The organism is Methylibium sp. (assembly GCF_013817345.1).
Lineage (GTDB): Bacteria > Pseudomonadota > Gammaproteobacteria > Burkholderiales > Burkholderiaceae_C > Methylibium.
This window is the reverse complement of the sequence record NZ_JACDCW010000069.1, coordinates 1-23,427: the sequence shown is the minus strand read 5'-3', so window position 1 is coordinate 23,427 and position 23,427 is coordinate 1. Positions and strand designations below refer to the sequence as shown.

Annotated in this window: 24 protein-coding genes; 18 read left to right on the top strand and 6 right to left on the bottom strand. The window is 68.9% G+C overall.

All coding sequences use genetic code 11. The annotated features are described in order from the left end of the window. The coding region (locus H0W40_RS13395) for an alanine:cation symporter family protein (protein WP_292446943.1) at positions 1 to 684 on the bottom strand (684 nt) is incomplete at its 3' end. A gap of 211 nt (positions 685 to 895) precedes the next feature. Between H0W40_RS13395 and H0W40_RS13390 the strand changes: the two genes are divergently transcribed. Further along, positions 896 to 1,810: an aldo/keto reductase gene (locus H0W40_RS13390; RefSeq protein ID WP_292446941.1), complete on the top strand. Its 915-nt coding sequence runs from the start codon at positions 896 to 898 to the stop codon at positions 1,808 to 1,810. A 58-nt stretch (positions 1,811 to 1,868) separates the two neighbouring features. Here H0W40_RS13390 and H0W40_RS13385 read toward each other — a convergent pair whose 3' ends face one another. Continuing rightward, on the bottom strand, positions 1,869 to 2,306 hold the full coding sequence (locus H0W40_RS13385; RefSeq protein WP_292446938.1) for a phage tail protein: 438 nt from the start codon (positions 2,304 to 2,306) through the stop codon (positions 1,869 to 1,871). A gap of 199 nt (positions 2,307 to 2,505) precedes the next feature. Here H0W40_RS13385 and H0W40_RS13380 point away from each other — a divergent pair, with 199 nt between their 5' ends. Beyond that, positions 2,506 to 3,213: a DUF6781 family protein gene (locus tag H0W40_RS13380; protein ID WP_292446937.1), complete on the top strand. Its 708-nt coding sequence runs from the start codon at positions 2,506 to 2,508 to the stop codon at positions 3,211 to 3,213. Then, positions 3,210 to 3,416 (top strand): dodecin, encoded by a 207-nt coding sequence (locus H0W40_RS13375; RefSeq protein WP_292446934.1) that lies wholly within the window; start codon positions 3,210 to 3,212, stop codon positions 3,414 to 3,416. The genes H0W40_RS13380 and H0W40_RS13375 overlap by 4 nt, the downstream gene beginning before the upstream one ends. An 84-nt stretch (positions 3,417 to 3,500) precedes the next feature. On the opposite strand, the gene H0W40_RS13370 is transcribed toward H0W40_RS13375, so the two are convergent. Further along, complete coding sequence (locus H0W40_RS13370) at positions 3,501 to 3,962, bottom strand: CopD family protein (protein WP_292446933.1); 462 nt, start codon at positions 3,960 to 3,962, stop codon at positions 3,501 to 3,503. A 237-nt stretch (positions 3,963 to 4,199) separates the two neighbouring features. Here H0W40_RS13370 and H0W40_RS13365 point away from each other — a divergent pair, with 237 nt between their 5' ends. Continuing rightward, positions 4,200 to 5,675: a M48 family metalloprotease gene (locus tag H0W40_RS13365; protein WP_292446929.1), complete on the top strand. Its 1,476-nt coding sequence runs from the start codon at positions 4,200 to 4,202 to the stop codon at positions 5,673 to 5,675. Positions 5,676 to 5,771: 96 nt separating this feature from the next. Here the strand turns inward: H0W40_RS13365 and H0W40_RS13360 are convergent, their stop codons facing one another. Continuing rightward, on the bottom strand, positions 5,772 to 6,224 hold the full coding sequence (locus tag H0W40_RS13360; protein ID WP_292446927.1) for a septal ring lytic transglycosylase RlpA family protein: 453 nt from the start codon (positions 6,222 to 6,224) through the stop codon (positions 5,772 to 5,774). On the opposite strand from H0W40_RS13360, the gene H0W40_RS13355 reads away from it, so the two are divergent. Next, positions 6,223 to 6,669, top strand: coding sequence for a hypothetical protein (locus H0W40_RS13355; protein WP_292446926.1), 447 nt, complete (start codon positions 6,223 to 6,225; stop codon positions 6,667 to 6,669). The genes H0W40_RS13360 and H0W40_RS13355 overlap by 2 nt on opposite strands. A 10-nt stretch (positions 6,670 to 6,679) precedes the next feature. Here H0W40_RS13355 and H0W40_RS13350 read toward each other — a convergent pair whose 3' ends face one another. Further along, on the bottom strand, positions 6,680 to 6,973 hold the full coding sequence (locus tag H0W40_RS13350) for a YkvA family protein (RefSeq protein WP_292446925.1): 294 nt from the start codon (positions 6,971 to 6,973) through the stop codon (positions 6,680 to 6,682). A 182-nt stretch (positions 6,974 to 7,155) separates the two neighbouring features. Between H0W40_RS13350 and H0W40_RS13345 the strand changes: the two genes are divergently transcribed. From H0W40_RS13345 to H0W40_RS13325, 5 genes are all read left to right on the top strand, one after another. Further along, positions 7,156 to 7,488: a hypothetical protein gene (locus H0W40_RS13345; RefSeq protein WP_292446922.1), complete on the top strand. Its 333-nt coding sequence runs from the start codon at positions 7,156 to 7,158 to the stop codon at positions 7,486 to 7,488. Positions 7,489 to 7,564: 76 nt separating this feature from the next. Further along, the gene (gene sbcB / locus H0W40_RS13340; RefSeq protein ID WP_292446921.1) at positions 7,565 to 8,998 is read left to right on the top strand and encodes an exodeoxyribonuclease I; all 1,434 of its coding nucleotides are present in this window, start codon (positions 7,565 to 7,567) and stop codon (positions 8,996 to 8,998) included. Positions 8,999 to 9,115: 117 nt separating this feature from the next. Next, entirely contained in the window at positions 9,116 to 11,059 is a 1,944-nt protein-coding gene (locus H0W40_RS13335; RefSeq protein ID WP_292446919.1) for a PhoX family phosphatase, read from the top strand. 192 nt (positions 11,060 to 11,251) lie between these two features. Continuing rightward, a complete protein-coding gene (locus H0W40_RS13330) occupies positions 11,252 to 12,313 on the top strand; it encodes a serine hydrolase (protein WP_292446916.1) in 1,062 nt (353 codons plus the stop codon). Then, positions 12,310 to 13,371: a serine hydrolase gene (locus tag H0W40_RS13325; RefSeq protein ID WP_292446915.1), complete on the top strand. Its 1,062-nt coding sequence runs from the start codon at positions 12,310 to 12,312 to the stop codon at positions 13,369 to 13,371. Before H0W40_RS13330 ends, H0W40_RS13325 begins: the two co-directional genes overlap by 4 nt. A gap of 81 nt (positions 13,372 to 13,452) precedes the next feature. Here H0W40_RS13325 and H0W40_RS13320 read toward each other — a convergent pair whose 3' ends face one another. Beyond that, positions 13,453 to 15,339: a glutamine--tRNA ligase/YqeY domain fusion protein gene (locus tag H0W40_RS13320; protein WP_292446912.1), complete on the bottom strand. Its 1,887-nt coding sequence runs from the start codon at positions 15,337 to 15,339 to the stop codon at positions 13,453 to 13,455. A 231-nt stretch (positions 15,340 to 15,570) separates the two neighbouring features. Between H0W40_RS13320 and H0W40_RS13315 the strand changes: the two genes are divergently transcribed. The 8 genes from H0W40_RS13315 to H0W40_RS13285 all read left to right on the top strand — a co-directional run bounded on the left by H0W40_RS13315 (position 15,571) and on the right by H0W40_RS13285 (position 23,321). Further along, entirely contained in the window at positions 15,571 to 15,942 is a 372-nt protein-coding gene (locus H0W40_RS13315; RefSeq protein WP_292446911.1) for a hypothetical protein, read from the top strand. A gap of 259 nt (positions 15,943 to 16,201) precedes the next feature. Continuing rightward, complete coding sequence (locus H0W40_RS13310) at positions 16,202 to 16,513, top strand: phosphopantetheine-binding protein (protein ID WP_292446908.1); 312 nt, start codon at positions 16,202 to 16,204, stop codon at positions 16,511 to 16,513. 8 nt (positions 16,514 to 16,521) lie between these two features. After that, positions 16,522 to 17,175 carry a hypothetical protein gene (locus H0W40_RS13305; RefSeq protein WP_292446907.1) on the top strand — a complete coding sequence of 218 codons (654 nt, stop codon included), beginning with the start codon at positions 16,522 to 16,524 and terminating at the stop codon, positions 17,173 to 17,175. After that, entirely contained in the window at positions 17,172 to 18,731 is a 1,560-nt protein-coding gene (locus H0W40_RS13300) for an AMP-binding protein (protein ID WP_367153818.1), read from the top strand. The genes H0W40_RS13305 and H0W40_RS13300 overlap by 4 nt, the downstream gene beginning before the upstream one ends. Continuing rightward, positions 18,728 to 19,072, top strand: coding sequence for a 3-hydroxyacyl-ACP dehydratase (locus tag H0W40_RS20040; RefSeq protein ID WP_367153817.1), 345 nt, complete (start codon positions 18,728 to 18,730; stop codon positions 19,070 to 19,072). Before H0W40_RS13300 ends, H0W40_RS20040 begins: the two co-directional genes overlap by 4 nt. Positions 19,073 to 19,116: 44 nt before the next feature. Further along, positions 19,117 to 20,091, top strand: coding sequence for an acyl-CoA synthetase (locus H0W40_RS13295; protein WP_292446946.1), 975 nt, complete (start codon positions 19,117 to 19,119; stop codon positions 20,089 to 20,091). Positions 20,092 to 20,151: 60 nt separating this feature from the next. Next, complete coding sequence (locus tag H0W40_RS13290; RefSeq protein ID WP_292446904.1) at positions 20,152 to 20,751, top strand: LolA-related protein; 600 nt, start codon at positions 20,152 to 20,154, stop codon at positions 20,749 to 20,751. A 50-nt stretch (positions 20,752 to 20,801) separates the two neighbouring features. Continuing rightward, positions 20,802 to 23,321 carry an MMPL family transporter gene (locus tag H0W40_RS13285; RefSeq protein ID WP_292446900.1) on the top strand — a complete coding sequence of 840 codons (2,520 nt, stop codon included), beginning with the start codon at positions 20,802 to 20,804 and terminating at the stop codon, positions 23,319 to 23,321. The last annotated feature ends 106 nt before the right edge of the window (positions 23,322 to 23,427 follow it).

Sequence of the window (23,427 nt, the reverse complement as noted above, 5' to 3'; positions counted from 1 at the left end):
CTGATCGATGTTGATGATGGTGATGACCAGCGCCACCAGGATGTAGGCCAGCGCCATGAACGGCACCACCACCCCGGCGAAGGCGGCGATGCGCTTGACGCCGCCGAAGATGATGAAGCCGAGCAGCACCACCATGCATGCAGCGCTCACCGCCGGAGGGACGCCCCAGGCGTTGTTCACCGCGGTGGCGATGCTGTTGGCCTGCACGCCGGGCAGCAGCAAGCCGGTGGCGATGGCCGTGACGAGCGCGAAGATCCAGGCGTACCAGCGCACGCCCATGCACTTCTCGATGTAGTAGGCCGGCCCGCCCCGGTACTGGCCGCTGTCGTCGGTTTCCTTGTAGATCTGCGCCAGCGTCGATTCGACGTAAGCGGTCGAGGCGCCGAGGAAGGCCACCATCCACATCCAGAAGACGGCACCGGGCCCGCCGAAGGTGATGGCGGTGGCCACGCCGGCGATGTTGCCGGTGCCTACCCGGCCCGAAAGCGACATGGTCAGCGCCTGGAAGGACGACACGCCGGAGGGCGATTTCTCGCCCTCGAACATGAGCCGGATCATTTCCTTGAAGCCGCGCACCTGCATGAAACGGGTGCGGATCGAGAAGTACAAACCGGCGCCGAGGCACAGATAGATGAGTGCCGGGCTCCAGACGATGGCGCTCACGGCGCTGATGAATTCGGTCATGGGTTGTCCTTGTTGGGGCCGAATGCGGCGCGAGCAGCGCCGGTCGAAGTCTTCCGGCGGTGCTCGTGGCGCCGCGAGAAGGGCCGCAGCGTACTGCAAGGGGCGGCGCCGGAACAGGCCACTTTTGTCGGCTCGCGGCAGGGCAGGGCCGGTCAGTGCTGCCGACTCCGACTGCGCTGCGGGGACAAGCGGCGCCGCGCATCATGGCGACATGGATCGTCGTGATTTTCTCGTTCTTGCCAGCGCCGCCTCACTGCTCGCTGGTCCGGCCGCCTCGCAAAGCGCCCTGCCGGTGCGCACGCGCGCCATAGCGCGCAGCGGCGAGCGCATCCCCGTGGTCGGCATGGGCACATGGATGACGTTCAATGTCCTGGCCAACGACGCCGAAGCACTCGCGGTGCGAGGCAGGGTGCTCGAGCGCTTTTTCGCTGGCGGCGGCAGCTTGATCGATTCTTCGCCCATGTACGGCAGCGCCGAAGGCGTGCTCGGCCAGTTGCTTCCGGAGGTGCCCGGCGCACAGGCCCTGTTCAGCGCAACGAAGGTCTGGACGCCGCTCGGCCTCTACGGGCCCACGCAGATGGAGCGCTCCTTGGCGCTATGGGGCCTGCAACGCTGCGACCTCATGCAGATCCACAACCTGCTGAACTGGGAAGCGCACATCAAGACGCTGCGTCAATGGCAGGCCGAGGGCCGTGCGCGCCACATCGGCGTGACCACCTCGCACGGCAACAAGCACGACACCCTGCGCGAGGTGCTCGCCAGCGAGACGCTCGACACGCTGCAGATCACCTACAACCCGGCCGACCGGCGCGCCGAGCCGCTCATGCAGCAGGCCGCCGACCGGGGCATGGCCGTGATTCTCAACCGCCCTTTCGATGGCGGGCGGCTGCTGGACCGGTTGCAGGGCGAACCCTTGCCGGCCTCGCTGGCTGCCGACCTCGGCTGCACCGCCTGGGCGCCGCTGGTGCTCAAGTGGGAACTGGCCCACCCGGCGGTGACGTGCGTCATTCCGGCCACTACGAACCCCGAGCACATGAGCGAGAACCTGCAGGCGCTGCGCGGGCCGCTGCCCGACCGGCGGCAGTGGGAGCTCCTGAGCAGCCTGTTCGAGCGCATTGCGAGTTGAGGGCGCGAGCATCTCGGCTTGCTCCCTCTCGGCGTGCTGGAGAGGGAGCAAAGAAGCTTCAACTCGTTTCGACCGTCACCGCCTCCACCGCCAAGTGCAGCGTCTCAACCAGCACGCTGCTCACCGATGCGTCGAGCGGCGACCACGCCAGCGCCACCGGAATGGCGTTGCGCAGCTTCCACAGGCGCACCGGCTGACCCTTCTCGTCGAGCAGCGTGATGGCGACGTTGCGGCGCGCCTGGGCGCCGCCCTGGGCGGTGCTCATCCAGTTGAAGAAGTCGTTCTCGCCGGGCAGCACGGCGCGCTCCAGCACGCATTCGCCGAGCCGCAGCAGGCCGGGCAGCAGGCGTGGCGCTTCGCCCGGATCGTTGCCGCTGCGGTAACGGATCGCGTCGCGCTCCAGGCGCGGCAGTTGCACACGCGCAAAGGCGGCCTCGGCAAAACCGTCGATTTCGACCCTGAATGCAAACGCGGGTTGCGGATCGCTGGCGGCCATGGCGCTCCTTTTGGGCGGGTAGATTGGAGACGCGGGAACAAGCTCGGGCATGAGCATTGCCAGCGTTGGGCAACCGTACGCCGTGCGGCCTCCGGAAAACATCCCGCAGAGTTTCAGCAGGCCGCGGCCGAGAAGGCGCTTGCCACGGCGCGCCAACGGCGGTATCACTGCTTCCCCAACGACTCACCGAGGAAAAGGCATGGCCACCAAAACCGGAATCGACCAGGACGCGCTGATCGAAATGTTCTCCAGCGCCGGCGCCAAGCAGGCCGAGGGGTTGCGCGAGGCGGTCAGCACGGCCACCTTGCGCGCCTTGCAGGGCCGTGAACTCACGCTCACCAACATCCGCAGCGTGCTCAAGACGGTGACCCAGGCCGCCTCGGCCGGTGCGGCGCAGAACACGGGCCGGCCAGCCGATGTCGAGGCACTGCTGTCCAACGCCTTCGAAGGCATGGACGCCGCGCTGCTGCAGACGGTCGAGGCCAACCGCCGCGCGCTGCAGCAGTTCGTCGACCAGGGCCTCAATCTGCAGGAGGGGCCGATGCAGGGAGCGCTGGCCAACCTCGAGAAACTCGAGGACACCTTCTTCGCGACTGTCAGCAAGGCCGCCCAAGCCACAGGCGGGCCGCTTCAGGGGCCATGGACGCAGGTGCTCGATGCCATGAAACTCAAGGGCAGCCACACCGGCGCACAGGCTGCCACCACGGTCGAGGAGCTGATGGCGCAGACGCAGAGCGCGTTGCGTGACGGTCGCGCAATGAGCATGCGCACCGGGCAGGCGCTGCTCGACAGCTACGCGGCGCTGGTCAGCGGTGTGCTGATCGGCATGTCTCAGGGTTTGCAGCAGGGCGGTAAGTCGGAGACCGACAGCCGATCGTCGGCATCCTCTTCAAGGAGCAAGCGATGAGTGAGCACGTCTACAAGCTGCTCGAGCTGACCGGCTCGTCCACCAGCAGCATCGAAGACGCGGTGAGCAACGCGATCGCCAAGGCCAGCGAGTCGGTGCGCAACATCCAGTGGTTCGAAGTGATCGAAACGCGCGGCCACGTGGCCGAGGGCAAGATTGCGCACTGGCAGGTGACGATCAAGCTCGGCTTCACGCTGGAGTAATTCCCCCGCGCCGCGGGCATCGCGCCTCGGCACTTTGCCGTCGATCCCAGCCCTTGGCTGGGATCCTCTCTGCCGCCTCGTTCGCTAAAGCGCCGGCCCGAGCACCGCCGCAGCGAACACTGCGACGCCTAGGGCAAGGTTGACATTCACCAGCCGGCGAATGACCGGCAGCCGCTGCGCTGCGGCCGACCAGTCGCCGGCCGCCACTGCCCGTTCGAGCTGGGCGAAAGGCGCGCGCCGCAGGTGGCCGTACAGGCCCATCATGACCAAGCCGAGCGCGACCATCGCATGCACGCCCCAGTGCATGCCGCCCGGCCCGCCGCCGAGCAGCACCATCGCCACGCCGCTGGCGAGCAGCACCACGATGGCCACCCTTACGCCGTTCAGAAAGCGACCCAGCGTGGCTGCCATGAAGCGCAGGCGCTCGGGCGGCTCCAGCGTCTGCGCGGCCGCCGGGCGCACCGCCCATTGCATCAGCGCCATGCCGCCGACCCAGAAGGTGGCTGCCAGCAAGTGAAGCAAGAGGAGCACGGCGGCAAGCAGCATGGCAGGTGGCGGTGCGATGGGACTGCGCCAGTGTGGCAGAGGACCAGTGCGCAAACCCGCCCGTATCGCCACCGCACGGGTCGAGCGCGCCGCAGGAGCGTCGCGCTGTTCGGCCCGCGGGCAGCGCCGTGTGCGCTCGCACTGTCGTTGCTGCCCGCTGTGTGCGCGCGCATCCTGCCAGTCCCTGTTCGCTACGGTAATGTGACGATACAAAGCCCATCAAGAAGGAGTATCGCCATGCGTTCCCTGCTGTTCCCGCTGCTGCTGACCGCCGCGCTCCTGGCCGGCTGCGCCACCGTCGTCAACCCCGTCACCGGCAAGGAAGAGCGCACGGTGATGGACGTGAAGACCGAGATCGCGGAAGGCCGCAAGGCACACCAGGCCGTGATCGCCGAATACGGCATCTACCCCGACGCCCGGCTGCAAACTTATGTGAAAGGCATCGGCCAAAAGCTCGCCGCCCAATCGCACCGCAGCGAACTGGAGTGGACCTTCACGGTGCTCGACAGCCCCGAGATCAACGCCTTCGCACTGCCTGGCGGCTACGTCTACGTGACGCGAGGCATCATGGCTTACATGGAAAGCGAGGCCGACCTCGCTGGCGTGATCGGCCACGAGATCGGCCACGTGACCGCCCGCCACGGCGCGCAGCGCGCCACGCGCCAGCAGACCGCCGGCCTGGGCGTGCTGGCCGCCAGCGTGCTCGGCGCGGTGTTCGGCGTGGGCGACGTGGCGAGCCAGCTTTCGCAGGGCGTGGCGGCCGGCTATGTGGCGAACTACAGCCGCGATCAGGAGCTGCAGGCCGACAAGCTCGGCGCCGAATACCTGGTGCGCAACGACTACGACCCGCAGAACATGGTCGACGTGATCAACGTCCTGCGCAACCAGGAGCGCTTCGCCGCCGAGCAGGCGCGCGCCGAGGGCAAGACGCCCAAGCAGGGCCCCGACTGGCTGGCCTCGCATCCCAGCAACGAACAGCGGCTCGAAGACATCGAGCAGATCGCCGCCGGCTACGACCGGAAAGCAAAGTACGTCGACGACGGCCGGGCACGCTACCTCAAGGCCATCGACGGGCTGCCCTTCGGCGAGAGCCGGGAACAAGGCGTGACGCGCGGGCGCAACTTCTATCACGAGCCGCTGGGCATCGCGCTCACCGCGCCGCAGGGCTGGCGCATCCAGAACAGCCAGGACGCGATCACGCTGATCAATTCCGCCGGCGATGCCGGCCTCATCGTGCAACTGGCACCGACAAAGGCCGGCAACACGCACGAAGAGATCATCAAGAACGCGCTCAAGCCGACACAGGGCCGCGTGGAGAAGGACGACATCAACGGGCTGCCCGCCACCCACTTCGTCGGCACCCGGCGGAACCCGCAGGGGCAGGCGCAGAACGTCGTGGCCACGGTCGTCACCGGGCCCGAGCGAAACAACTTCGTGCTGTTGCACGCCGCCCGGGACGCCGCAGCCCGTCAGCGCGCCGCAGCGGCCCTGCGCGAGGCCGAGAACTCGTTCCGGCCGCTCACCGCCGCCGACCGCAAGGCCGCCGCGCCGTGGTCGCTGCGTACCGTGGCGTTTCCGCGCGGCGGCTTCGCCGAACTGGCGAGACGCTCGCCGCTGATGACGAACCCCGAGCAGCAACTCAAGCTCATCAATGGCGTATACGGCGGCGGGCCGCAGCCCGAGCCGGGGCAACCGGTCAAGGTGATCCAGTAGCGGCGCGGGGCGGGCTGACGCTTGCGGCGGGGCCGGCTGCTCGAGCGCGAAGGCGCGCCTTTCGAGCGACCGCGCGCGGTGAACGACGCGACCGCTTTACCGCTCGGCGGCTGGCTTGTCGGGCGGCTCGTCGGGCGCCAGCACTTCCAGCCTGGCCTCGATCACGCCGCGTTTGAGCATGCCGAGCCGGCGTGCGGCCGCCAGGCTGACGTCGCCGATGCGGCTCGCGATGGCCGGGCCGCGATCGTTGACCCTCACCACCACGCTTTTGCTGTTCTTCCGATTGGTGACTCGCACGCGCGTGCCAAAGGGCAGGGTGCGGTGCGCCATCGTCAGTGCTTCGGGATCGAAGATCTCGCCGCTGGCGGTGGCCTGCCCCGCGAAGCGGTGGCCGTAGTAGCTCAGCTTGCCGCGCGTCGTCTTGGCCGGCTCCGCGTTCGCTGCCGTGCCCGCTGAAGTGGCCGGCGCGGCCTTGGCCGGGGCCACCGGCTGGGCGTGGCTGCCGGCGGCGATGAGCGCGGTCGCGGCAAGTACGAAACGAAGTCTCATGGCCGACGAGAAGTTGGGCGAAGCCGCATCATGGCAGCGTTGTCGCGGCGTGCCGACCGCATACTTCGGCTTGCTCGGCGATTGCGGCGCGACCCGGCCGGTGCAGGCGAGGTCGGCGTCGAGCGGTGCAACAAGGAAGCTGGCGGAGACGGGTGTGGGCGAAAAACTGTTCAGCGCTGTCGTGCTGGTGATGTGCGTGCTGATGCTGCTGCGGCTGTGCCTCGGCGAGCGGCGACGCGAGCGGGTGGACGGCGCCCTGCGGCGCTCAGGGCTGCGGCTTCAGCGGCTGGCGCGGCAGGCCGGCCAGTGGCGCAAGTGGCGCCAGTCGCGCGCGGCCGCCGCACGCGAAGCCGAAGAAGCGATCCGGCGCGCCCGCCACCGCAGCGAGCGCGACGGCAACGTGATCCGCCCGGACTCCTTTCGCAAGCCGCGCAAGCCGCATTGAGCCAGCCGCGTCAGCGACCCGTGCCGGCATGACCGGCGGCGCGCCGCTCGGCATGCTCGCGCACGGAGGCGGGCAGCCGCTTCAACATCCAGCGGATCGCCATCGGAATCAGCACCAGATCGTCCAGGACGCCGATCAAGGGCAGCGCGTCGGGAATCAGGTCGATCGGCGACACGAGGTAAAGCACCAGCAGGGCGGTGCCGGCCTTGAGCCACGCCGGCGAGTCGGGATGCCTCAGCGCAAACCACAGGCGTTTGGCATCGCCGCGCACCAACAGCCAGAGGGCGGTGATTCGTTTCCACATTGCGGCATCTCCTGTGCGAGCCGCCGGCAAGGCGCCGACCTGTCTTCAAGTGCGGTCGATGTGCCCGTACGCAAGGGCCGTGGCTAATCGACCTCTGCTGGGCCCCTTCTACTGCGCGCAGGAAGGAAGGCCTCGAAAAGGCCGGAACTGCCGACGCGTCAGCCCGTCAGAGAATCATGACCATGACGAATCGCTTGATCGACCGCCTCGCCGGCGCCTTGAGTACCGCCCTGGCACTGACGCTGCAATTGCTTCTCACTGCGGCGGGGCTCGTTTTCGTGGTGGGCGCCATGGCACTCGGTCTGGCGCTCGGCAGCGTGCTGGTGGCGTGGGCGCTGCTCCGAGGCCGCCGGCCGGTGCTGCGCTACGGTACGCCGCCGTCGGCCGCATGGGCACGTTTTCGCGAGACCGCGTCGCGCCGCCGCGCAGGTCATGCGCCACGGTCGGCCCGTCAAGGCGAGGTGATCGACGCCGAGGTCCGGGAAGTGCCGGACCGGCCGCCAGGCTCGCGCTGATCCCGCTGATCCTTCGCTGCGGTGGGCGGCCGGCCGCGGCGTGGCGGCGTCGGTCGGGTCGGGTAAGGTGCCGGCGATGAGCAAATTCAGCTTCTTCTGGCACGACTACGAAACCTTCGGTCGCGTGCCCCGCCGCGACCGGCCCGCACAGTTCGCCGGCCTGCGCACCGATGCCGATCTGAACGAGATCGCCGCGCCGGTCATGCATTACTGCCAGCCCGCGCCCGACACGCTGCCCGACCCGGAAGCCTGCCTGCTCACCGGCATCACGCCGCAGACCTGCCTCGAACGCGGCCTGCCCGAACACGCCTTTGCCGCCGCCATCGAGCAGCAGCTCGCGCAGCCGGGGACGGTTGGCGTCGGCTACAACTCGATCCGCTTCGACGACGAGGTCACGCGCTTTTTGTTCTGGCGCAACCTCATCGATCCGTACGCACGCGAATACAAGGACGAGTGCGGTCGCTGGGACCTGCTCGACGTGCTTCGCTGCTGCCACGCGCTGCGCCCCGATGGCATCGAGTGGCCGCGGCACGAGGACGGCCGGCCCTCCTTCAAGCTCGAACGCCTGACCGCCGCCAACGGACTGGCGCACGAGGCGGCGCACGACGCGTTGTCCGATGTGCGCGCCACGCTCGCCCTTGCGCGGCTGGTCAAAGCGAAGCAGCCGCGGCTGTGGGAGTTCTGCCTGCGCCTGCGCTCCAAGCACGAAGTCGTCAAGGAAATGGGCGTGGGCAAGCCGTTCCTGCACGTCTCCGGCATGTACGGCGCCGAGCGCGGCGGGCTCGCGCTCGTGTGGCCGCTCGCGCCTCACCCCACCAACCGCAACGAGATCATCGTGTGGGATCTGGCGCACGATCCGAGCGAGCTGTTCACGCTCGACGTGGCCACCGTTCGCCAGCGCATGTTCACCCGCGCCGAAGAGCTGCCCGAAGGGGTGCAGCGCCTGCCGATCAAGACCATCCACATCAACAAGTCGCCGGTGGTGATCGGCAACCTCAGGACGCTGAGCACCGAGCGCGCGGCGCACTGGCGTATCGATGTGGACCAGGCGCACCGCCACGCCGAGATCGCCGCGCTGAAGGGCGCCGAGCTCGCCGGCCTGTGGCCCGAGGTCTTCGAGCGCCCGCCGCTCGAGCGCAAGCCCGATGTCGATGAGGACCTCTACGGCGGCTTCATTGGTGACGCAGACCGCCGCACGCTGCAGCGCCTGCGTACGGTTAGCCCCGAGGAGTTGGCGAGCAAGCGAACCGCCTTCGCCGCCCCGCGCCTGGACGAACTGCTGTTTCGCTACCGCGCGCGCAATTTCCCCGGCATGTTGAGCGCGGCCGAGCAGACGCAGTGGCACGAGCACCGCGTTCACCGCCTGCACGAAGGGGCCGGGGGCGGGCAGACGCTGGAAGCCTTCTTTGCGCAGATCGATGCGCTGGTCGAGTCGACAGACGAGCGGGGGCAGCAGATCCTCGAGGCGCTGGTCGATTACGCAACCGAGATTGCGCCGGACCGCGAATGAAAGCGGCTGGAGGGGGAGGCACAAGCCGCTCGCGTCTCCCGATTGACAAGCGTCCGCCTTGATCTAGTCTGAATGCAGCGGTTAGCTGTCCGCCTTCGACCACATCTGGAGGACGACATGGCTGATCCTGTGAATGCAGTCGGCAACGTGTTCGACGACCTGGTGGCCGCGCGCATCGGACGCCGTGAACTGCTCGGCGGCTCGCTCGGCGCAGCCGCTCTGGGTTTCCTCAACGGCTGCGGCCTCACGCCGACGGCTCAGCGAGGCCCGCTGATCGGCTTTGCCTCCATCCCCATCTCGCGCATCGATACCGTGGTGGTGCCCGAGGGCTACACGTGGCAGGTGGTCAACGCCTGGGGCGACCCCATCATGGTCGGCGCACCGGCCTTCGAGATCGACGCCAGCCAGAGCGCCGCCGTTCAGGCCATGCAGTCGGGCATGTTCCACGACGGCATGCACTTCTTCCCGCTGCCCAGGGGTTCCAGTTCGTCCACGCACGGGCTCATCGGCATCAACTACGAATACACCGACGACAACCTGCTCACCACCGACGGCATGGCCAACTGGTCGGCCGAGAAGGTGCAGAAGTCGAAGAACGCGCACGGCCTGGGTGTGTACGAGGCCCGGCTGGAAGACGGCCGCTGGCGCACCGTGGCCGACTCGCGCTTTGGGCGGCGCATCACCGCCGACACGCCGTTTCGCATCAAGGGCCCGGCCGCCGGCCACCCGCTCATGCAGACCGCCGAAGACCGGAACGGCACGCGCGTTCGCGGCACCTTCCAGAACTGCGCCAACGGCTACACGCCCTGGGGCACCTACCTTTCCTGCGAGGAAAACTTCACCGCCTACTTCGCCAACGATTCCGGCAGCATCCCGCGCCTGCAGGACCGCTACGGCGTTCCGACCACCAAGGACGGCTGGGGTTTTCGCTGGCACGAGTTCGACGAGCGTTTCAACGCCGTGAAGCACCCCAACGAGTCCAATCGCTTCGGCTGGGTGGTCGAGTTCGATCCCTACGATCCGAAGAGCGAGCCGGTCAAGCACACCGCCATGGGCCGCATGGCGCACGAGGGCGCGGCACTGTCCGTCGCCGACGATGGCCGCGTCGTCTACTACATGGGCGACGATGACTACCGCTCGAAGTTCGAGCACATCTACAAGTTCGTGAGCAAGCAGCCCTATCGCAAGGGTGGCGGCGCCGCGCAGAACGCAACCGTGCTCGACGAAGGCACGCTGTACGCCGGCCGGTTCAACGCCGATGGCAGCGGCGAATGGATCGAACTGGTGCAAGGCAAGAACGGCCTCACCGCCGAGCGCGGCTTCCACTCGCAGGCCGAGGTGGTGATCGATGCTCGCACCGCGGGCGATGTGGTCGGCGCCACCTACATGGATCGCCCCGAGTGGCTCGCGGTGCATCCGCGCAGCAAGGAGGTCTATGTCACCCTGAGCAACAACTCGTCGCGCGGCAAGGGCAAGCCGCTGCACCAGACCGAGCCGCTCGGCGCCGACGCCGCCAACCCGCGGGCGCCCAACATCATGGGCCACATCGTGCGCTGGCGCGAGACCGGCGGCGACCCGGCCGCCACCACCTTCAAGTGGGACGTGTTCCTGCAGGCCGGCGAGCCCACCCACAAAGACGCGCTCAAGCGCGGCAACGTCAAGGGCGGCGTGGCCTTCGCGCAACCGGACGGCTGCCACATCGACGCACGCGGCGTGCTGTGGATCCAGACCGACTCGTCGGCGCAGAGCATGGCCACTGCCGACTGGGCCCTGCTCGGCAACAACCAGATGGTGGCTGCCGACCCCACCACCGGGGAAGTGCGGCGTTTCCTCACCGGCCCGGTGGGCTGCGAAGTCACGGCAGTGCAGCTCACGCCCGACCTGCGCACGATGTTCATCAACATCCAGCACCCCGGTGAGGCGCCGCTGGCGCACCCCGGCCGCAACGACCCGAGCAAGCCGAAGGCGATCAGTTCGTGGCCGGACGGCGAGGCGGGCGGCCGGCCGCGATCGGCGACGATCGCGATCCGCAGGAAAGACGGCGGGATCGTCGGCACTTGATCGGGCTTGCCCGCACCGCGCCGCCGCCAGGCGGCTGCGGTGGCGTCGGGCCTCGTGGCAAGATCGCGCAGACGCATTGCGTTACGTGAGCCCGGCGCACTCATTTGCGTTGTCGAGGTCGTAAGGGCTTCAGTCCTCCGTCCGTGCGCGCTGCATGAATCCCTTAGCTCCGCCCTCGATCGCCCTGAGCCGATGCGCCCGCTGAAGCTCGTTGCCACCCTGCTTGCCGTGCTGGTGCTCACGACGGGGTGGGCCCGGGCCAGCCCTGCCTCCGCTTGGGCCGAACGCCTGGAGGCGGAGTTGGCCTGGGTGGAAGCCAAGTTCCCGGGGGAGATGGGCGTCTACGTCCGAGACCTCGGCACCGGCACGTCCGCCTCGCACCGCGCGCAGGAGAACTGGTACCTGGCCTCGATGATCAAGGTGCCCGTGGCGATCGCGGTGCTGCGCGGGATCGAGCGGGGCGACTACACCCTGGAGACACCGCTGACTGTCCGGGCGTCCGACTACGTGGACGGCGCGGGGCAGACCAACTGGCATGCCATCGGTTCGAGGCTGAGCATTTCATACCTGCTCGATCAGATGATCATCCACAGCGACAACACGGCCAGCGACATGCTGATCGGGCTGGTGGGGATTTCTGAAGTGAACGCGCTGGTGCAGTCGCTGGTTCCGCAAGGACTGGGGCCCATCACCAGCCTGGTCGATGTTCGCCGCCATGCCTACAGCCAGCTTGCGCCGGCGGCCATGCAGCTGCCGGGGCTGGATTTCCTGCTGCTGCGCAATCAGCGCACGGACGCCGAGCGGCTGGCGGTCTTCAGCCGCCTGGTTGGCACCCCGATCGAGCGCTTGCACCTGCCGACGCTGCGCGACGCCTACGACGCTTATTACGCCACCGAGCTGAACTCGGGTCGGCTCGACGCCTACGGTGAACTGCTGGCGTTGCTGGCCGAGGGGAAGACGCTGGCTCCCGCCAGCACGGCCTACCTGCTCGACGTGCTGGAGCGCGTGGAAACGGGCACGAGGCGCATCAAGGCCGGCCTGCCGGCGTCCGTGCGCTTCGCCCACAAGACGGGAACGCAGCGCGCCCGGGTGTGCGATGCAGGCGTCATCACCGTGGCGGGCGCGGACCGACGAATCGTCGTGGTCGCCTGCGTTCGTGGAGAACCTTCCGTCGCCCGGTCGGAGCGAGCGCTCGAGGCCGTGGGCGAAGCGATCAGCAAGTCGGGCCTTATTTCTGACGAGAACACGCCATGAACCGTCTTGCGGCGCTCTGCCGAGCCTCGTTGATTGCGGTGATTCTTTTGAACACTTCCGCGGTACGCGGTGCCGACTGGACCGACACGTTGCGCGAGCACGTCGAGCGCATCGACGAACAAACCCCTGGGCGTCTGGGCGTGTACGTGAAGCGGCTGGCCGACCAGAAGAGTCTCGAGTACCAGGCGGACCGGCTCTGGTATCTCTCGTCTGCTGTGAAGGTCCCGATCGCAATCGCCGTCTTGCAGGAGTTCCAGTCGGGCAAGCGATCGCTGGAGGAGAAGATCGTCCTGAAAGCCACCGACAAGATCGACGGCTCGGGCGCTCTCGTGTGGCAGGACGAAGGTCGTGCTCATAGCGTGGCGTCGCTGATCAAACGCATGCTGATGGAGAGCGACAACACGGCCGCGAACCTGCTCGTTCGTGCCGTCGGTGAAGACACCGTGAACCGACGTGCGCGGGACTTTCTGGGCTCGAAAGGCTTTCGCAAAATCACCGATTTCACCCAGGTCCGCTACGCCGTGTACGGCGAGTTGCATCCGGCCGCGCGCAAGTTGACCAACCTCGAACTCGTGCAAGTGGCGGCCGCCCCCTTGGGCCCGGAGCGCGTCGTCGCGTTGCGACGCGTGTTGTCGCTCGAGCCGAGCGACCTGAAGCTGCGCACGATCGAGGAGGCCTATGCGAAGTACTACGCGCTGCAGCTCAATTCCGCCACGCTGGTGGCCTATGGCGCAATGCTGGAGAACTTGGTCCGCGGCAAATTGCTCTCGCCAGAGCACACGCAATTCATGTTCACCCACATGAAGTACGGCTCGTACGACGCCTATCGGCTCGAGGCGGACCTGCCCAAGGAGGCACGATTCATCCACAAGACGGGCACCCAACTGGGCCGGGCCTGTCACATGGGCGTGATCAACCCGCAGGACCAGGGGCAAAACGGCATCGTCGTCGCGGTCTGCGCCGAAGACCTGGACGAGGACCGGGAAGCCGGTCAGGCTTTCGAGCGGATCGGCCAAGCCATCACACAGACCTTGCTGCGCGAGAACGGAGCTCGGTAAGGGCGAAACGACGGACGTGCTCGTGAACTCGTACCGGTCGTGAACCGGAGCGTGACCGGTGGTCCGCAGGGGCGCTGCGCATCACTTGCTCCAGCTGTCTTTCAAACCCGTGATCCTGTGCAACACAGGCAGAGCTGTCGCAGCGGTTTGGTCGACGATGAAGTAGCCGTGACGCTCGATCTGGTATCGCGTCGTCGGCTCTTCGCTGCTCGGCTTGTGGATGACGCGGGAGCTCACCAGTGACGGCTCGATATAGCCGTGCACAACCGTCTTGCTCGCCGCATTCAACACCGACAGGAAATCCCGTCCTCCCGCATCCGGCTGCGCTTCAGTGAATAGTCGGTCGTACAGGCGCATTTCCGCCGGCACTGCCTCGTGAACGCTCACCCAGGTGATCGTGCCCTTGACCTTCACCGCGTCCGCCCCCGGCGTGCCGCTCTTGGTGTCGGGCACCACGGTCGCGAGCACGGCGGTCACGTTGCCTTGCGAGTCCTTCTCGCAGCCCGTGCACTCGACGATGTAGCCGTACTTCAGCCGCACCTTGCTGCCCGCACTAACCTCGGTCGGGGGGAAGAGCCGAAAGTAGCCCTTGGGCGGCTGCTCCGCGAAATCGTCGCGCTCGATCCACACATCGGGCCCCAGGCTGAAGTGCCGCAGGCCGAGCTCGGGCCGCTGTGGGTGCGCTGGAGCCTGGCAAGGCTCCAGATGAACATTCGACGCGAGATCGCCGCCGAACAGTTCCACCCAGTTCGTGAGCTTGAGCTTCACCGGCTCCAGCACCGCCATCGCGCGCGGGGCCTTGCCTTCCAGGTCGTCGCGCAGCGCGGCGTCGAGCAGGCTGTAGTCGATCCAGCTGTGCTCCTTGCTCACGCCGATGCGTTCGCAGAACAGGCGGATGCTCTCTGGCGTGTAGCCGCGCCGGCGCAGGCCGGCGAGGGTGGGCAGGCGCGGGTCGTCCCAGCCGTCCACATGGCCCTCGTCGACCAGTTGCCTGAGCTTGCGCTTGCTGGTGACCACGTAGGTGAGGTTGAGCCGCGCGAACTCGTGTTGATGCGGGCGCGGGCGGCTCAGCAAACCCAGGTCGCACAAGTGTTCGAGCAACCAGTCGTAGAAGGCGCGCTGGTCCTCGAACTCGAGCGTGCAGACGGAATGGGTAATGCGCTCCAGCGCGTCTTCGATCGGATGCGCGTAGGTGTACATCGGGTAGATGCACCAGGTGTCGCCCGTGTTGTGGTGCGTCGCGCGCTTGATGCGGTACAGGGCCGGGTCGCGCAGGTTGATGTTGGGCGAGGCCATGTCGATCTTCGCGCGCAGCACGGCCGCGCCGTCCGCCAGCCGGCCGTGCTTCATGTCGCGAAAGCGGGCCAGGTTTTCTTCGGGCGTGCGCTTGCGAAAGGGGCTGTCGGTGCCGTGCGTGTTGAAGTCGCCGCGGGTGGCGCGCATCTGCTCGGGCGTTTGCTCGTCCACGTAGGCCAGGCCGGCGGTGATGAGCGCTTCGGCCGCGCGGTACATGTCGTCGAAGTAGTCGCTGGCGAAGTACAGGTGGCTGCGCGTGCTTTCCGTGTCCGCCGGGTCCGGGCCTTCCCAGCCGAAGCCGAGCCACTTCACCGCATCGATGATGGCGTCGACGTACTCCTGTTCTTCCTTCTCGGGGTTGGTGTCGTCGAAGCGCAGGTGGCACACGCCGTCGAAGTCGCGCGCCAGGCCGAAGTTCAGGCAGATGCTCTTGGCGTGGCCGATGTGCAGATAGCCGTTGGGCTCGGGCGGGAAACGCGTGCGGATCTTCGCCGGGTCGAGCGGCTGGCCCGCGTGGTGGGCGGCGTTGCCCGGCGTGCCGGCGAAGGTGCGCCCGGCGTAGGTGCCTTGTTCGAGATCGCGCTCGATCGTGTTGCGAAGGAAGTTGCCGCTCTTGTGCGGCTCGGCGGTGCTGGCGGCGGGGCCGGGCTTCTTCTTCGGTGCGTCGTTCATCGTGGCGGTGGGTTGGCTGCGCTTCATTCTAAGGAGCGCTGCGCGGGCAAAAACGCCGGCGTAACGGGTGTGAAAAGCGAGCCGTGGAGGAGGGCACTCGCGGTGGCTGGGTGTTCACAAAACTTCACCGCCCGGAGACATCGCCGGAGTCGACCACGCCTATGGTGGACTCGTTGATGAGGCGCGGGACCGAGTGCATCCAGTCCGGATGCGGCCCGCAAAGGAGTCGACATGAACGCACGGATTCGCAGAACACTGGCTTTCGTCGCACTGGGTCTGGCCGGTGCGGCGGCCACGGGCACCGCGCAGGCGGGGGTGTCGTGGCATATCGGCATCAACCTGCCGGGACCGCAGGTGTACTACCCGCCGCCGCCCGTCGTGTATCACCCTGGACCGGCGTACTACCCGCCGCCCGTGATGTACCAGCGGGCGCCGCGGGTTGTGTATCGCGCGGCACCGATCTACTACCGGCCCGCGCCCGTGGTCGTGCACCAACACGGGCCGCGCGGAAACTGGCGGGACGGTCGCTGGCACGACCGCAAGGGGCGCGGTCATGGCGACCGCGACCATGACCGCGGCAACCGGCGCAACCGGCACCACTAGAGCTGCGACTGCTGCTTGAAGAGCGAGGGCTGCTTTCGGCCTTCGCTCCCTTCTCTGCGACGAGCATGGGCACACGGCAAAGCGGGTGCGAAGGCGGAGGCGCCGCTCGCGGACGCACGCTGGCGTCGATGCAGAAACCGGCACTCCGGTCACACGCCGAAGCGCCGTGATTTACGCACTGCCTGCCGATGAACCGGGCATCGGGCGCCAGGGCGGCCCACCTACAATTCGTGGCTTCGGATCAAGCCTTCAACATTCCGTGTCTTCCCCCGCTCAAGTTGTCCTGCCGCAGGCTGCTGCCAGTGCGCCCGAGCAATCCGCGCCCGAGCGTGAGCTGGCGGTGCTGCTCGTCGAAGCCCTGAACCTCGAGGTGCTGCCGGCCGAGATCGACCCGAACGCGCCGCTTTACGGTGAAGGCCTCGGTCTGGACTCGATCGACATCCTCGAGGTCGCCCTCGAAGTGTCACGGCGCTACGGCTTTCAGCTGCGCTCGGACGACGCGAACAACCCGCAGATCTTCCGTTCGCTGCGCAGCCTCGCGTCGCACGTCGCTCAGCACCGCACGCTGTAAGCGCCGCGATGCCGCCGAACCAGGGCCTCGCGAACTGGCGTCTGGCGGCCGGGTTGATCGCCGCTGCCGCCTACGCCGTCCTTTCGCACTGGCTCATGCTGCACGCCGCCGGCGAGCCGTGGGCGGTGGCCGCGCTGCTCGGCCCGCTGCTGCTGGCGGGCCTGGGCGTTGCACTGGGGCGTCGTCATTGGCGCATGCTCGCTGCCTTGGTGATGGCCGTGATCGGCTTGGCCGCCGTGGTCGCGCGGGGTGGCGTCGGCGACGTGAACCGGCTCTACCTGCTGCAGCACGTGGGCATCCATCTGGCGCTATGCGCGAGTTTCGGCGCCACGCTTCTGGGAGGGCGGTTGTCGCTGATCAGCCGCGTGGCCGAGCATGTTCATGGCACGCTCTCGCCCGCCATGGCGGCCTACACGCGGGCGGTCACGCGCGCTTGGACTCTGTACTTCGCGGCGATGGCGCTGCTTTCGCTGTGGGTCTATGCGACGTGCGCGTGGAGCACCTGGTCGCTGCTGGCCAACGTGCTGACGCCGATCGTGATCACCGCGCTCTTCCTCGGCGAATACCTGTTTCGCTACCGCCTGCATCCCGAGTTCGAACGCACGACCCTGAGTGCCGCGGTGCGCGCCTACAGCCGTCGGGCCGGTGGGCCGGGGAGATGAGCGCCGTGCTGCCGATGATCGCGGCCTTCGATCCGGCGCGCGTGATCGCATGGCGCGACGGTGAGCCGGTCGGCGGCGCGCGGTTTCTCGCCGACGCCGCAGCCCAGGCGGCGTTGCTGCCGGCCCGGGGCGCGGTTCTCAACCTGTGCGGCGATCGCTATCGATTTGCGGTCGGCCTGGCTGCGGCGCTGATGCGCGGGCAGACCAGCCTGCTGCCGCCCAACGCGCTGCCGGACACGCTCGCGCGGCTGCTCGGCACCGAGCCCGCGCTCTACGGCCTCACCGACGATCCCGCGTTGGCGGTCCCCGGCTTGCCGCTGCAGCATGTCGCGCAACACGGCGCTTCCAGCGGCGGGACGGCCCGGCATGCACTTGCAGCGGACGACGCTGCCTCCGAGATGAGGCCTGCCTTGCCGCGGATTGCCGCCGAGCAAGCCGCCGTCTGTCTGCTGACTTCCGGTTCGACCGGCGTGCCGCAGCCGCATCTCAAGCGCTGGGGCACGCTCGTGCGCAACATCGAGGCGGCGGCCGAGCGGCTGGCGATGCTGCTGGAGCGGCCGTCGCTGGTGGGCCTGAACATCGTCGCCACGGTGCCGGCGCAGCACAGTTACGGCCTGGAGTCGAGCGTTCTGCTGGCGCTGCTCGGCGGCGCGGCGTTCGATGCCGGCCGGCCGTTCTATCCCGCCGACATCGTGCGTTCGCTCGAGCGCTTGCCGAGGCCGCGCGCGCTGGTCACCACGCCTTTTCACTTGAAGACCTTGATGGCCGCGGGCCTGCGGTTGCCGCCGACCGATCTGGTGCTGTGCGCGACGGCGCCGCTGTCGCCTCAGCTTGCGCTCGCGGCCGAGCGCGCCTTCGGCGGCCCGCTGATCGAGATCTACGGCTGCACGGAGGCCGGGCAGGTCGCCACGCGACGCACGGTCGAAAGTGACGTGTGGGAAACCTTCAGCGGCTTGCGCGTCGCCCGCGAGGGCGGGGGCAGCCAAAGCGCCGCGCTCGAAGGCGGCGAAGCGGGTGGCGCCGGGGCCGGCGAGCGCGGCCGAAGCGTCAATGCGGCAGCGGCCCGGGAGTGCCACAGCGCCGGCGAGGGTGCCGCCGTCGAAGAGGCCGGTGAGTCCGGCGAGCGCTTCGTCGTCAGCGGCGGCCACGTCCGCGAAGCCACGGCGCTGGCCGACTTGCTGCAGCTAGCCGCGCCCGGCGACGGCCGGCGCTTCCGCCTGCTCGGCCGCGCCGGCGACGTGATCCACGTGGCCGGCAAGCGCAGTTCGCTGGGGCACCTGAACTACCACCTCAACAGCATCGAAGGCGTGGTCGACGGCGCCTTCTGGCTGCCGCCCGACGTGGCCGACGCGGTCGTGCGGCCCGTCGTCTTCGTCGTGGCGCCTGGTCTGCAGGCGGCGCACATTGCCGCCGAACTGCGCGCGCGGCTCGATCCGGTGTTCGTGCCGCGCCGTTTGTTCAAGGTCGCCGCTCTGCCGCGCGAGGCGACCGGCAAGCTCGGCGCGCAGGCGCTGGAGCGCTTCGCGCAGGCGCAAGGCGCAGGGGCGCTGCGGTGAGTGAAGCCCCGTTCACCGGCAGTGTGACGCTGCGGCGCGACATTGCGGCGGACCATCCGGCTTTTGCAGGGCACTTCCCGGGTCGCCCGCTTCTTCCCGGCGCACTGTTGCTGGCCGAGGTGCTCGAAGCCGTGCTCGCAGTGCCGGCATTGGCCGCACGGCTCGGCCTTCGTCCGACGCTGAACGCCGCAAAGTTTTTCGCGCCGGTGGCGCCCGGCTCGTCGCTCGCGATCACCGTGACCGGCGAGGCGCGCGGCCTGCGCTTCGAGGTGCGGCAGGGCGACGTGCTGACGGCCAGCGGCCAATGGCAGGTGCCCTCGGTCATGGAGCCGCAATCATGAACGCTGCACACGCGGACCGCGCTGACGACGCGCTCGCCGGCGCCATGTCCGGCGACACGCCGCCGGGCACCGACTGGTCGCGCCAACCCGAGCGCAGCAACGCGCTGGCGCTGCGGGTGATGAGCTGGATCGCCCGCCGCTGCGGCCGACGTGCAACGCGGACGCTGCTGCACCCGATCACGCTGTATTTCCTGCTTTTCGCTTCGGCGCCACGGCGCCATTCCCGGCGCTTTCTGGCGCGTGCGCTCGGCCGTCCGCCGAGCTGGCGCGAGCGCTACCGGCACCTGCACCGCTTTGCCGCCACCGTGCTCGATCGCGTGTACCTGCTGGGCGGCCGGCTGGATCTTTTCGACGTCACGGTGCAGGGCGAGGCGCTCATCGACCAGACCCTGGCCGAGGGCCGCGGCGCTTTCCTGGTCGGCGCACACATGGGCAGCTTCGAGGCGCTGCGCGCGGTGGGCGCGAGCCGCACCGGCGCGTGCGCGCTGCGCATCGCCATGGTCATGTACCCCGACAACGCGCGGCTCATCAATGCGGCGCTGCAGGCGGTCGCACCCGGGCACTCGCCGCAGATCATTGCGCTCGGCCGGATGGATTCGATGCTCGCCGTGCAGGACTGGCTAGACAGCGGCGGACTCGCCGGCGTGCTGGCCGACCGCTCGCTGCCCGGTCGCTCGGCGCCGACGGGCGAGCAGCGGGGCGGCAGCGTGCGCGTGTCCTTCCTCGGCGTCGATGCCGACTTCAACGACGGGCCGTTCCGGCTCGCCGCGCTGCTGCGCCGCCGGGTCGTGTTCATGGCGGGTCTGTACCGTGGCGGGGCCCGCTACGATGTGCGCTTCGAGGCGCTGGCCGATTTCAGCGAGCGTCCTCCTGACGCCGCCGAGCGCGAGCGCCGCATCCGCGCCGCCACACTCGCCTATGCCCGGCGACTCGAGCTGCTGTGCCGCGAGCAGCCTGAGAACTGGTTCAACTTTCATGATTTCTGGTGCGAGGAGCGGCATGAAGCTGCAGGGCCGTGAGTCGAACAGCGGTCCGGCCCGGTGCTGCGCGTCGCTGATGCCGATGGTCGGTACTGCGGCATGAAGCGGCGCAATTTCGCCCGGGCACTGGCCGTCTCGAGCCTCGGTCCGTTCTTCTTGCCGGCGTTCGCCTTCGATCTGCCCGAGCTGATGTCGCTGCTGGCCGGGCAGCGCAGCGGCGAGGCGAGCTTCACCGAACAACGCTTCGTGAGCGGCCTCGACGCGCCGCTCGCTTCCAGCGGCACGCTCAGCTTCGCAGCGCCCGACCGTTTCACGCGCCGCACGCTCGAGCCGCGCGCCGAGACGATGGCCGTCGACGGCAACACGCTGACCTTGTCGCGCGGCGGCCGCAGCCGCAGCTTCCCACTCGACGCCGCACCCGAGATGGCGGCGCTGATCGAATCGGTGCGCGGCACGCTGACCGGCAACGGCGAGTTGCTGCAGCGCTATTTCCGCACGACGCTGGCCGGTGATGCGCACGCGTGGACGCTAGATCTGGAGCCGCTCGAAGCCCGGCTTGCCGGCCAGGTGCGCAGCGTGCACATCGCAGGGCAGGGCGCACAGCTGAGCAGCATCGAGATGCGGCTGGCCGACGGCGACCGCTCGGTGATGACGATCACGCCCTTGCGCACCGCGGCGCCGGCGGCCTCGGCCCCGTGAGCCGCCGCGGCGCGGCGTCATCACTCCCGCCCCGCCGCCGCGCGGGCTTGATGTTGGCGCTTTGGCTCGTCGCGATGCTGGCCGGCGCGCTGTTCATCTCGCGCACCACCTTCAATGCCGACCTGTCGGCTTTCCTGCCCTCGAGCCCCGACCCGCAGCAGCGCCTGCTCATCGAGCAGCTGCAAAGCGGCGTGGCGGCGCGCACGCTGCTGATCGGGATCGAAGGCGGCGACGCCCCGGCGCGCGCGGCCGCCTCGCGCGAACTGGCCGCAGCGCTGCGTGCGAGCGGGCGCTTCGAAGAGGTACAGAACGGAGATCGCGGCGGCGACTGGCAGGCCGCCGGTGCCTGGCTTGTTGACCACCGCTACTTGCTCAGCCCTTCGGTGACGCCGGAGCGCTTCACGTCCGAAGGCCTGCGCGACGCCATCGGCGAGACGCTCTCGCTGCTGGGCACGCCGGGCGGCGCGCTGGTCAAGCCGCTGCTGGAACGTGACCCGACCGGCGAAACCCAGCGTCTGGCCGAGGCGCTGATTCCTGAAAACGCGCCGCGCAGCGAGGCGGGCGTGTGGGCCTCGCGCGAGGGGCCGCGGGCGCTGCTGCTCGCGATCACGCGCGCGGCCGGCGGCGATCTCGATGGCCAGGCCATGGCGCTGCAGGCGGTGCGTGATGCATTTGCCGGGCTGCAAGGGGAGGTGCCGAGATCCCCGCAAGCAAGAAGCGACGCTTCAGGTCGACCGCCTTCGCTCTCGCCGTTGCCATTGCAGGCACAGTCGCAGTCGCAGTCGCAGTCGCAGTCGCAGTCGCAGTCGCAGTCGCACGAGTTGCGCCTGCTGCTGAGTGGCCCGGCGGTTTTTTCGGTGCAGAGCCGGGCGCTCATCGAACGCGAAGTCAAGAAGCTCGCGCTGGTGGGCGTGCTGGCCATCGGCGGATTGCTGCTGCTGGCTTTTGCGTCGCTGCGCGCGCTCGGCGTGGCACTGCTGCCGGTGGTCACCGGCATCGGCGCAGGCATCGTCGCGGTGAGCCTGGTCTTCGGCTCGGTGCACGGCTTCACGCTGGCCTTCGGCAGCACGCTGATCGGCGAAGCGGTGGACTACGCCATCTACTACCTGATCCAGGCGCGCGCTGGCGTCTCGCTTGCGGGCGAACCGGGCGAAGGCTGGCGGCGCTGGCGTGCGGAAAACTGGCCGACGGTCCGCTTGGGTTTGCTGACATCGGTGTGCGGCTTCGGCGCGCTGGTGTTTTCGGGCTTTCCGGGCCTCGCCCAGCTCGGCGTGTTCTCGGTCGCGGGCCTGACCGGTGCCGCCCTCGCCACCCGATACGTGCTGCCGGCGCTTGTGCCCGACGGCGCTAGCGGGCAAGGGCTGCGCCGCCACATGAGCCGGCTGGCCGCGCTGGCGCTGCGCACGCTGCCGCGGCTGCGCCTTCCCTTCGTCGTGCTCGGCGTTTGTGCGGCGGTTCTTCTGACCGTGCGATGGTCCTCGGAGAGCGATCTCTGGCGCGGCGATCTCGCCTCGCTGAGCCCGGTGCCGCGCGCGGCCCAGGAGCTCGACGAGCGCCTGCGCGCCGATCTCGGCGCCAGCGACGCCGGCACGCTGGTCGTTGCGAATGGCGCCGACGTGCAGACCGCGCTGCGCGCCGCCGAGGCGGCCGGGGCCAGGCTCGACCGCCTGGTCGAGCAGGGGCTGCTGGCCGGCTTCGAGACGCCCGCGCGTTTGCTGCCCAGCCTGGCGACGCAGCAAGCGCGCCTGGCCAGCCTGCCCGAGGCGACCGTGCTCGAGGAGCGGCTGACCGAAGCGACACACGGCGCGCCTTTGCCGGCCTCGCGCCTGAAACCCTTCATCGACGAAGTGCAGGCTGCACGCCGGCAGCCGCTGCTCGATCGACAGGCATTGCAGGACAGCCCGCTTGCCTCGGCCGTCGATGCCCTCCTGTTCGAGCGCGCGGCCGGTGGCTGGTCGGCGCTCATCGCGCTGCAGCCGGGGGCGACTGAACTGGACGCCGTGCGCGTGCGCGCCGCGCTCGAGGGTCTGGCGCCGGCGCACGACCTCCAGGTGGTCGCCATCAAGCACGAGCTCGACAGCCTGTACGCCCGCTACTTGCGCGAGGCGCTCGTGCAAGCCCTGGTGGGCGCGCTCGCGGTGATGGCCGTGCTGGCGCTGCACCTGCGCTCGCCGCGCCGCCTGTTCGCGGTGTGCCAGCCGCTCGCGCTGGCGGTGCTGCTCACGCTGGGCGGCCTGGCGCTCGCCGATGTGGCGCTGGGCATCCTGCACCTCGTCGGCCTGTTGCTGGTGGTGGCGGTCGGGTCGAACTACGCGCTTTTCTTTGATCAGCTCATGCTCGATCGGGGCGCCGCCAGGCCCATGAGCGACGACACGCTCGCCTCGCTGTTGCTGGCCAACCTGACCACGGTGGTGTCGTTCGGGCTGATCGCGCTGTCGGACATCGCGGCGCTCTCGGCCATCGGCCGCGTGGTCGCGCCCGGAGCGCTGCTCGCACTGCTGCTCGCGGCGTCGTTCGCGCGCGCAGCGCCGGGGTCCGCCGCTTCGCACAAGGCCGCCGCCGCCCGCTGAGCGCTGCGCCGCTCGCGCCAGGGCCCTGTGGGAAAATTTGCCGGCCCGTCCCCGTGCTCCCACGGCCCGCGGCGGTTGCTGTCCATGCCCCTTCCCGTCCTTACCC